The sequence below is a fragment of the Corynebacterium sp. KPL2680 genome (assembly GCF_040225675.1).
Lineage (GTDB): Bacteria > Actinomycetota > Actinomycetes > Mycobacteriales > Mycobacteriaceae > Corynebacterium > Corynebacterium rhinophilum.
The window spans coordinates 76,061-82,060 of the sequence record NZ_JBEHFM010000012.1 but is presented as its reverse complement, the minus strand read 5'-3'; the positions used below and the strand labels follow the sequence as shown (position 1 = coordinate 82,060).

Annotated in this window: 4 protein-coding genes, 1 tRNA gene and 4 pseudogenes; 4 read left to right on the top strand and 5 right to left on the bottom strand. The window is 53.6% G+C overall.

Going from position 1 to position 6,000, the window contains the following annotated elements; genetic code table 11:
• Positions 1-294: 294 nt before the first annotated feature.
• Positions 295-552, top strand: coding sequence for a hypothetical protein (locus ABRP66_RS07630; RefSeq protein WP_239275893.1), 258 nt, complete (start codon positions 295-297; stop codon positions 550-552).
• Positions 553-879: 327 nt separating this feature from the next.
• On the opposite strand, the gene ABRP66_RS07625 is transcribed toward ABRP66_RS07630, so the two are convergent.
• The 4 genes and pseudogenes from ABRP66_RS07625 to ABRP66_RS07610 all read right to left on the bottom strand — a co-directional run.
• Positions 880-1,236: a hypothetical protein gene (locus tag ABRP66_RS07625; protein WP_239268985.1), complete on the bottom strand. Its 357-nt coding sequence runs from the start codon at positions 1,234-1,236 to the stop codon at positions 880-882.
• Positions 1,236-1,889 (bottom strand): hypothetical protein, encoded by a 654-nt coding sequence (locus ABRP66_RS07620; protein WP_349838535.1) that lies wholly within the window; start codon positions 1,887-1,889, stop codon positions 1,236-1,238. The genes ABRP66_RS07625 and ABRP66_RS07620 overlap by 1 nt, the downstream gene beginning before the upstream one ends.
• A gap of 171 nt (positions 1,890-2,060) precedes the next feature.
• Positions 2,061-2,534: a PDDEXK family nuclease gene (locus ABRP66_RS07615; protein WP_239268981.1), complete on the bottom strand. Its 474-nt coding sequence runs from the start codon at positions 2,532-2,534 to the stop codon at positions 2,061-2,063.
• A 641-nt stretch (positions 2,535-3,175) separates the two neighbouring features.
• A pseudogene (locus ABRP66_RS07610) lies at positions 3,176-3,637 on the bottom strand (IS6 family transposase); the annotation flags it as partial.
• 55 nt (positions 3,638-3,692) lie between these two features.
• On the opposite strand from ABRP66_RS07610, the pseudogene ABRP66_RS07605 reads away from it, so the two are divergent.
• The 3 pseudogenes from ABRP66_RS07605 to ABRP66_RS07595 all read left to right on the top strand — a co-directional run.
• Positions 3,693-5,043, top strand: a pseudogene (locus tag ABRP66_RS07605) (IS256 family transposase).
• Positions 5,044-5,079: 36 nt separating this feature from the next.
• Positions 5,080-5,388 (top strand): annotated as a pseudogene (locus ABRP66_RS07600) (integrase core domain-containing protein); the annotation flags it as partial.
• A gap of 47 nt (positions 5,389-5,435) precedes the next feature.
• A pseudogene (locus ABRP66_RS07595) lies at positions 5,436-5,762 on the top strand (IS481 family transposase); the annotation flags it as partial.
• A gap of 104 nt (positions 5,763-5,866) precedes the next feature.
• Here ABRP66_RS07595 and ABRP66_RS07590 read toward each other — a convergent pair.
• A tRNA-Ser gene (locus tag ABRP66_RS07590) sits at positions 5,867-5,955 on the bottom strand.
• Between the last annotated feature and the right edge of the window lie 45 nt (positions 5,956-6,000).

Sequence of the window (6,000 nt, the reverse complement as noted above, 5' to 3'; positions counted from 1 at the left end):
TAGCGCCTGATGTCTTTGAAACCAAGTCTTCGGCTATACTGACCACAGCAGCATAGCTAGCCCCCGATGTGTCCACTGTCCGGGGGTCAGGCCCCCCACCGTCAGTTACAGATACACCACGCTACTGGACGCAACCATTCAAAGGTGAACTGTGCTGTCGTGTTTTAGGCTAATGCGCGCGCGGGGGTTTCGCAATACTCTCACGCTGGGACGCTCGCCATTCCTCCCTTGCTACAGGTAAGAGTTGTGCAGTCGTGTGATGCCGTCTTATATACAGACGTCACCCCCTGCCGTATGGCTAAACTATGGAAAATATATGTTTCCGAGCATGTAGCACTACCTGCAGCTTTTATCTTTTGGTTAAATCGTCACCCCTCCCGATTTCTGGATAAAACAATCGCGACCACGATCAATGCCGCGCCGACCATTAGCTCGTCACTATGCACACTCAGCCATGAGCAGCTGGCGGCAATGGACGCTATTAATGCGATGAATACCAGCCCGGCTTTCGGTAAAGTGAAGCGTCTTAGGCAGAGTTCAACCCTTCCTTAGCTGAGGTAGGAACTAAACCCCGGACGCTTCATCCCCCTAGGCGTGTTCCGTTTAGGTTAGGTCGGAAACGAGAAAAGGGCATCAAGGGCGGATTTCAATAACTCCTTGTGGCGGGATTCTGAATCCAAATCTCCCTGACACTCTCAAGGCGTCACAACTCCATAGTTAAGAGCTACTTAACCCTTATGTACCCTTTTTGATAGATGCACCAATTTGGCCACAGTACCCGCATGAGTACTGTGGCCAAGTTTTGGAAGACAGTTTAGCAAGATCCTATCACTTTTTATCAAGTGATTAATAAACTGCTAGCTCCACTTAAAACACCGATCATGCCGCTGCTCGACGAAAGACTATATGGTTATTGGGCCAGAAAAAGTAGCAGATGGCTAGGAACGCCACGACTATTCGCCCAACCAAGCTAGGGAAGAAAGCTGTAATAGCTATCGTTGCAGCAAAGAGGAAAATGGAACGCACACGATGCATCCAAGGAGATACCGCTTTTTCACCCATGATCATGGAAATACCAAAAAGGATTACTCCCAATATTGAATAGAGCCACAAATATCCAGAATTGAAAAAGTGCTCAACTCCATGTTTCTCAATAATATCCGAGGGGAATATAGTGACAAAAGCCCACAGAGATTCTGGAAAGCGAATAAACTTTGGATCTTTATCCGTCCGCATTAGTCATCCTCAATCTCTGCGGTAATTGGCGGAAATCCCCACTTAGAGTACCAGGTAATACCTTTACCCTGCGCGACCGCCCCTGTGATTTTAGTAGCGAGATCGACAAAGTAAGTTGCCCCAAGAAGGCCGGCAGCGCCAGAAATAGCAGCTCCGATCGGCCCGCCTGCTACAGCACCCCAAGCAAAGAATGCCGCCTCAAGAGCAGCTGGCCCTTCCATTGCCGCTGCGGTAAGAGTTGCAGCCGTCCCAACCGTCAAATCGCTATTTGATATGTCGCCGAGCTTGTGATCATATGTAGTGACAATTTTTGGCTCGTTTTCCTTGTGCTGAACAATGCTTTCATCCTCAGCAAGCACTGAGTGGAAAAAACTGACATCTTTGTCTTCGAAACCATAATCACTACGAAGCTGATCATCGTTGAGATCGGACTTGAGGTTACCCTCATCGTCGTAATCAATATGTTCACCGACGTTACTAATTAGCTCAAGCTGCTTCTTCTCTTCAGGAGTGATCTCCTTAAGAGACCTATCAAATTGCTCTTCAGACCAAACAGGAGTTTTCTCTGCTTGTTCAACCGTTTCGGCAGAAGCTGCGGGGGCAATACCTGCAGTGATTAGAGACACAACTGTCAGAAGTGCGACTCGATTCATGATAGAACCTTTCTGTATCGATAGGCGGAACAAATCTAGGATACACGCCATCCTGACATCCCGCTTCTCAGATGAGCCGCATCCTACAGCATGTGGAATACTCTCGCTGGTGGAATGAGAATTGCGGGATTCCCGATGTTTCATAAATGAGAGTTCTCGCCTGTGATAGGTTCAATCAAAATGATATTCGCGAATTGCTCCGAGTAGCCAACACGGCTTTGAGCCATTCAATAAGCCCGAACCCGGTAGCTCCAGGGGCAAGCTCGAAGGTGCTGCGCCGGACGAAGGAGCCATCGGCGGGGACTGCTCGAACAGCCACCAGGTTTTCCCGTCGGTGAGGATTCCGTTGTAGCGGGAACCATCTTGGCTCATGTGGGTAGTGACGTAGCCAGCGAGTTGGTTGATGTAGTCCGCGTCGGCGCTCTCGTTGGTGAGCCGCTTTTTTACTTCGATGACAGTGGCTCCGGTGGCGATGTCGATTCGTCGGTGAGAACCATCACCGATCTGCTCTTCCAACCGTGGGGTATCCAGGTCGAAGTCGGCGGTAGTCAGCAGGGTCTTGATGTCGGACTGAATGTCAGCTTCAGTGCGCTCAGTGGCGTCTGGGGACGCCAGGCGAGTGATCAGGGATTGTGGTGTGGTCATGGCTTTCTAAGGTGGGTAGGTAAGTCTTAGTTGTTGATTCTTTCACAACGCACCCGTAACAAGGGCTGGTTGGTGGCAACCAAATCTTTGATTTGGGCGGCAGCCCAACGAGCCGCAAGGCGAGGCGGGAGTATAAACCATAACCCACAATATGACGGTTCTGTTGGTTGATCGGCTGGGGATATAGATCTACAGGGATATAGTTATAAGCCACCTGGGAAAATAGGTAAACCCCTGTGTATAACTAGCAAGATGATGGCAGATCAGCGCAAAGTGCTTTCAGGTAAAAAGAAAGCGCGCCGGAGGGCGCTAGTCTTCTGTGTTCTGTCTAGTCGAGTTCTGGACGAGACGGCCGCTGTCGGACTGAGGTGACTGTCTTGATCAACGTGACACCGGTCAGTATTGGAGGTAATTCCAGCGTTAGGCCACACACAGAATGTCATGAATGGCCTTCTTGATGTCGTTGCGAAAGTTTCTTCGCTCTACCGCAGTAGTCCATTTTGTCGAAAAGTTCTCGGCGATCATATCCGAGGTGAAGGTGTAGGCTTCCCGATTGTTTTAGCGGTACTGTTGCAAAGTTGGGCGGAGAGCAGCGAAGACTCAGTTTCTCATTCCCTGACGGCCGCTGCGTGTGGGCGTTGTTAGGCCGTCTCGAAGACCTGGTTGACGATCACCGCGTCCGGGTTCGGTTGCCCGTAGGCAAACATCGCGCCTAGCCCTTTCCGCAATGAGTGCATCGCCTCCATCCCTTTCAACGTCCGATATGCAGATATCCGGTTCTTAAACGCGCCTTTTGGCCCGAGGATCCGCTTCAGCCGACCATGGTCGCCTTCCAGGATGTTGTTGAGGTATTTCACCTGCCGGTGTTCCACTGTTGGCGGGCAGATTCCCTCTGACTTTAACTCGGCGATTGCCCTGGCTAGGGAGGGTGCTTTATCGGCGTTGATCACTCTGGGATACCCGGCTGACGCATTGGATCTGACGGCCTTGGCCAGGAAACACTTCGCTGCGGCCACGTTCCGATTCGAAGAGAGGTAAAAGCCCAAGGTCTGGCCACCGGCGGTGATCGCCCGATAGAGGTAGCACCACCTGCCGCCAACCCGAGAGTGTCAGGAAGTTTGTGTGTGAGGCTCTGATCTAGAAGGAGTTTCACAGATAATGACTACTGTGTCACCGAAGAAAAACCATGACCCGGCGAGGGTCAACGACATCAGTGAGAAGCTGATGGAAAATCCTTAAGCTCGCCAGCTTGATCGGCGAGCTGTCGACGTCCACCGATGACGCCAGCGAGCTGGTCAAAGGCCTGTTGCAGGCTTCGATTAACGCTGGTCTCCAGGCAGAGATGGATGCGCATTTGGGCTATAGCCATTCCGACCGCAAGGCCAAAGCCCAGGTGGAAACCGCACAGAGCAGCAATCACCGCAACGGGTCGTACACCAAAACCGTCAACTCTGGCTACGGCGCGGTGGAAGTGACCGTGCCCAGGGATCGCGCCGGCACGTTTACTCCCCGGATGATGCCCAAGGGCACACGTCGGCTCACAGAGCTCGACGACATGATTATCTCGCTGTACGCCGGCGGGATGACCGTGCGCGATATTTGCCACCATCTCGCAACCACCCTCGGTGTGGATATGAGCCCGGATACGATCAGCACCATTACCGACGCGGTCTTGGAAGAGGTCATGATCTGGCAAAACCGCCAGCTCGACGAGTTCTATCCGGTGATCTTCCTCGACGCGCTACGCGTTAAAATCCGCGATGGCCACCGCGTGGTCAACAAGTCCTGCTACATGGCGGTTGGTGTCGACATGGACGGCATCAAGCACATCCTGGGATTGTGGATCGCGGACAATGAAGGCGCCGCATTGTGGGCATCGGTGTGTGCGGATCTGGCTAACCGCGGTGTCCAAGACGTGTTCATCGTGTGCTGCGACGGGCTCAAAGGCCTGCCGGAAGCCGTGGAGGCAACCTGGCCGAATTCCATGGTGCAGACCTGTATTGTGCACCTGATTCGGGCTGCGAACCGGTGGGTGTCCTACCAGGACCGCAAATCAGTCTCCCGCGTACTGCGTGAGGTCTACACAGCCGCTAACGAGGACACTGCACGTGCCAGCCTGGATGCCTTCGAGGCCAGTGAACTTGGCCGGAAATACCCCCAGTCGGTCAAAGTCTGGCGGGACGCATGGGAGCGGTTCGTGCCGTTTCTGCAGTTCCCGCCAGCGGCGCGGCGAGTGCTCTACACCACCAACTCGATCGAATCGCTCAACGCCCAACTGCGTAAAGCTACCCGTAACCGGGGGCAATTCCCGAACGATACTGCCGCACTGAAGACGCTGTGGCTGATGATCTGCGACATCGAAGACAAGCGCGCTGCCCAGCGAGCGAAGAAAACAAAACGCGACGTTGAATGCAACGGCTATATTGAAGGAGCGAAAGCCACCGGGTGGAAACAAGCCATCAACCAACTAGCTGTGGCCTACCCCAACCGATTCGCGGATTACTTGTAAACCAAGCCCCCGCACACAAAGAATCGGACACTCTCCCGTGGGACACAATTTACCAGCGAGCAGCTCTGGGAGGTGTGCCGCAATTTGGGCATTGCTCAATCCGTGGGGCGTACCGGAGTGTGTTTCGATAACGCGATGGCTGAGTCGTTCTGGTCGACGCTTAAGACCGAGTTCTACGACCGGAAGCGCTGGGCCACCCGCGATGCTGCGCGTCAGGCTGTGGCTTGCTGGATTGAAGTGGTCTACAACCGTCGACGTCGGCACTCCGCCCTCGGGATGGTCAGCCCCGTCGATTTCGAGAACCACACCAGCCTAACCACCAGCAGAAAAGAATTAGCTGCCTAACCACTAGGTAGCTCTACTACGTGTCCACGATTTGCGGGCAACCCTAACGCCCACACCGCGCACTAGGACGACACACCCCACACCACAGCTACACCACCGGCACAAAAGCCAGCCCCAACGACAATCCCACACAAGAATGGCGCACCAGAAAAGACATCGTCTGGGACAACGGCAAAGTCACCGTCCGCTACGCCGGCAAACTCTTCCACCTAGGCATCGGGCGCGCATTCAAGAAACAAAAAATCCTCATGGTCATCGCCGACAACCACATCACCACATCACTAGCTGCGACCGGAGAAATCATCACCGAGCACTACATCGACACAGCCCGCGACTACCAAAAGCCCTACTGGAAAAAGGCGACCCACCCCTAGACCCAAAACACGAAAAACCGGCACCCCAGAACAAAAACGACTGAGATGCCGGTTTGTCAACTATGTCGCGACTGACCTGTCAAGCATGTCGCGACTCATGACAATGGCGGAGGATGTGGGATTTGAACCCACGAGGGGCGTGAACCCCGCACGCGTTCCAGGCGTGTGACATAGGCCGCTAGTCGAATCCTCCGAGAAGAAACATTAGCAGCCGTGGCAATTAGAATGCCAATCGCCT

Bases quoted from the DNA above. Each gene is read 5' to 3' on its own strand.
- ABRP66_RS07615 (WP_239268981.1), bottom strand. From the start codon at position 2,534: ATGACCACACCACAATCCCTGATCACTCGCCTGGCGTCCCCAGACGCC.
- ABRP66_RS07620 (WP_349838535.1), bottom strand. From the start codon at position 1,889: ATGAATCGAGTCGCACTTCTGACAGTTGTGTCTCTAATCACTGCAGGT.
- ABRP66_RS07625 (WP_239268985.1), bottom strand. From the start codon at position 1,236: ATGCGGACGGATAAAGATCCAAAGTTTATTCGCTTTCCAGAATCTCTG.
- ABRP66_RS07630 (WP_239275893.1), top strand. From the start codon at position 295: ATGGCTAAACTATGGAAAATATATGTTTCCGAGCATGTAGCACTACCT.